This is a genomic window from Thermococcus sp. (genome assembly GCF_027008145.1).
In the GTDB taxonomy this organism is placed as follows: Archaea; Methanobacteriota_B; Thermococci; order Thermococcales; family Thermococcaceae; genus Thermococcus.
Map to the genome: position 1 here is coordinate 1 of NZ_JALTCZ010000068.1, position 2,640 is coordinate 2,640.

At 56.3% G+C, this 2,640-nt stretch carries 3 protein-coding genes; 2 read left to right on the top strand and 1 reads right to left on the bottom strand.

Going from position 1 to position 2,640, the window contains the following annotated elements; genetic code table 11:
* The coding region (locus MVD07_RS03385; protein ID WP_297498663.1) for an aldehyde ferredoxin oxidoreductase C-terminal domain-containing protein at nucleotides 1-709 on the top strand (709 nt) is incomplete at its 5' end.
* The gene (locus MVD07_RS03390; protein WP_297498666.1) at nucleotides 706-1,920 is read left to right on the top strand and encodes an NAD(P)/FAD-dependent oxidoreductase; all 1,215 of its coding nucleotides are present in this window, start codon (nucleotides 706-708) and stop codon (nucleotides 1,918-1,920) included. The genes MVD07_RS03385 and MVD07_RS03390, both read left to right, overlap by 4 nt.
* On the opposite strand, the gene MVD07_RS03395 is transcribed toward MVD07_RS03390, so the two are convergent.
* Nucleotides 1,898-2,640: radical SAM protein (locus tag MVD07_RS03395; protein ID WP_297498668.1), on the bottom strand; the 743-nt coding region annotated here is incomplete at its 5' end. The genes MVD07_RS03390 and MVD07_RS03395 overlap by 23 nt on opposite strands.

A 2,640-nucleotide genomic window follows, 5' to 3' on the forward strand; every position in this document is an offset into this window, starting at 1 on the left:
GCTCGGGAGCGAAGAAATCCTCGACTTCATCGAGAGGACCGTGAAGAGGGAAGGCGAAGACGACGTTTTTGCAGAGGGAATCAAGAGGGCGAGCGAGCACTTTGGAGTGCCAGCGGTCTACGTCAAGGGCGGAATGGAGTCGTGGAGCAGCGACGTAAGGCCCTTCGTTGGCTCTGCCCTCATCTCTGCCGTTGCAGACTCCGGTGGAGTTAACAGGGCCCTTTACGGATTCCCCGAGTTCTACTACTACGTCAAAAAAGAGCAGGCCGAGCGGATGGCAGAGATGTTCGTCGGAGACGTTGAAGCGGCCTATCCATGGAGCTACTCTGAAAGCAAGGTCCGCTTCGCAGTCCTCTGGGAGAACCTGCACATAATAGCGGATTCCCTCGGCGTCTGCATCATAGCGCTTTTGACGACCCCACTTAAGCTCTGGGCCAAAGCCTTCAAGGCAGTAACCGGAGAAGGCATAACCGAGGACGAGCTGATGAGAACCGCCGAGAGGATAAGAACCCTTGAGAGGCTCTTCAACCTCAAGCATGGAGACGGGAGGGATGAGCTGTCGCCGAGGCTCTTCAAAGGAGAGGTGAAGCTCGACAGAGAGAAGCTTGAGAGGATGAAGAGGCTTTATTACTCTCTCCGGGGCTGGGACGGGAACGGCGTCCCGACCCGGGAGACCCTCGAAAAGCTCGGGCTGGGTGATCTGGCATGAGGCACGTTATTATAGGCGCTGGCGGGGCCGGAACCGCCGCCGCTGAGACCATAAGGGGCAACTCTGAGGATGAAGTTCTGGTCATAAACAGGGAGAAGACCCTTCCCTACTCGCCGGCGGCCCTGCCGTACTACATAGAGGGAACCGTGGGGAGGGATGAACTCTTCATCTGGAACTGGCACTTCGTCCGCTCCAACAGTATAGACTACCTCATGGGCAGGGAGGTCGTTATGGTCGATACTGATACCAAGAAGGTGCTCCTCGACAACGGGGAGGAGATAGACTACGACAGGCTTCTCGTATCGAGCGGTGCGAAGCCCAACATAATCCCCCAGTTCAGGAGGGAGAACGTCATAGGCGTCAGAACCCTGGAAGACGCCGAGAGGCTCAGGAAGGTGCGCGGGAGGGCGATAATAATCGGCGCCGGCCCGGTGGCGGTCGAGACCGCGATAGCCCTGAAAAGGCTCGGGGCCGATCCCGTGATAATCTGCCGTTCGAGGATCCTCAGGAGGCTCTTCGACGAGGACATCTCGGACATCATAAGGGACGTGATGATACTGAACGGCGTCAAGGTTCTCTTCGAGAAGAGCATAGACCTCGTAGGCGACCCTGTGGAGGGCGTCAAGGCCCCCTGCGGTATCATCTACGGCGACATCGTGGTCGCGGCGATCGGCGTGAAGCCCAACCTGAGCTTCCTTGACGGAAGGATAGCCCTTGGAGAGAGGGGCGGCATACTCACGGACGAGAGGATGAGGACGAACGTGGAAGATGTATACGCAGCAGGGGACTGCGCCGAGACGCGCGACTTGGTAACCGGTCGCTACGGCATCTTCGCCATCTGGCCGCTCGCGAGGGAGCAGGGAAGGGTTGCCGGCTACAACATGCTCGGCGTTGAGAAGCGCTACCGCGGTTCGATAAACATGAACATCATTACCATATTTGACAGGGTCTTCGCGTCCATAGGGACTTTCATCGGGGCGAGGAAGGAGGTGTGGCACGGCTCGCACATAGCGAAGCTCTTCATCGAGAACAGCAGACTGAACGGGGCACAGCTCGTCGGCAAGTACGCCCTCCAGTACGCGGGGGCTGTCGAGTACCTCGTCAGGACGAGGAGAAAAGTAAAGATAGACTCGATGAGCGACACGAAGTCCTTCGTAAGGGAAGTCTGGGAAAATGTAAAGGATGAGGTCAGTCAAAGGACATTGTCTTGAGGGCAACGTTCGTGGATTTTCTGCTTCTTTTTGCGTCATAATAAACGTTCAGGATGCCTCTGATGGCTCTTTTGAATATGAAGCCGTGCCTCTCAACGAGATCCTTCAGGAGAACCTTAGGCCTCAGGTAGAAGGCAAGGTAAGCCCTCCTCAGCATCTTGGCTATGCCCTCGGGGGTGAAGTACTTCAACTTCATCACAGGGTCTACGGTGGTGTACTTCCTCCAGTTCCTAGTGAGGAGGAGGTTATTCTGGACGGCGTAGGCCCAGAGCCGCGTCCCTGGGTAGGGGGTCGCTATGGTGAACTGGGCGAAGTCCACTCCAACCTTCTTGGCGAAGGCTATTGTGGCGTCGACCTCCTCCCTTGTCTCATCTGGAAAGCCTATTATAAACGACCCGAGCGCCCTCAGCCCGGCCTTTTTAGCGGTTTTCACGGCATCGACTGACTGCTCCAGCGTTATGCCCTTTCCTATGAAGTCCAGTATCCTCTGGGTTCCCGACTCTATGCCGAAGTAGACGGTGTGACAGCCTCCGGCCTTCATAGCCTTCGCAACCTTTTCGTTGATTGTGTTCACCCTTGAGGAGGCAGTCCAGGTTATATCCAATCCCTCCCTTTTTATGGCCTCGGCTATCTTAACGGCCCTGACCTTGTTGAGGGTGAAAGTATCATCCAAGAACTCTATCTCCCTCCTGCCGTATTCATAGCGGAGTATCGAGAGCT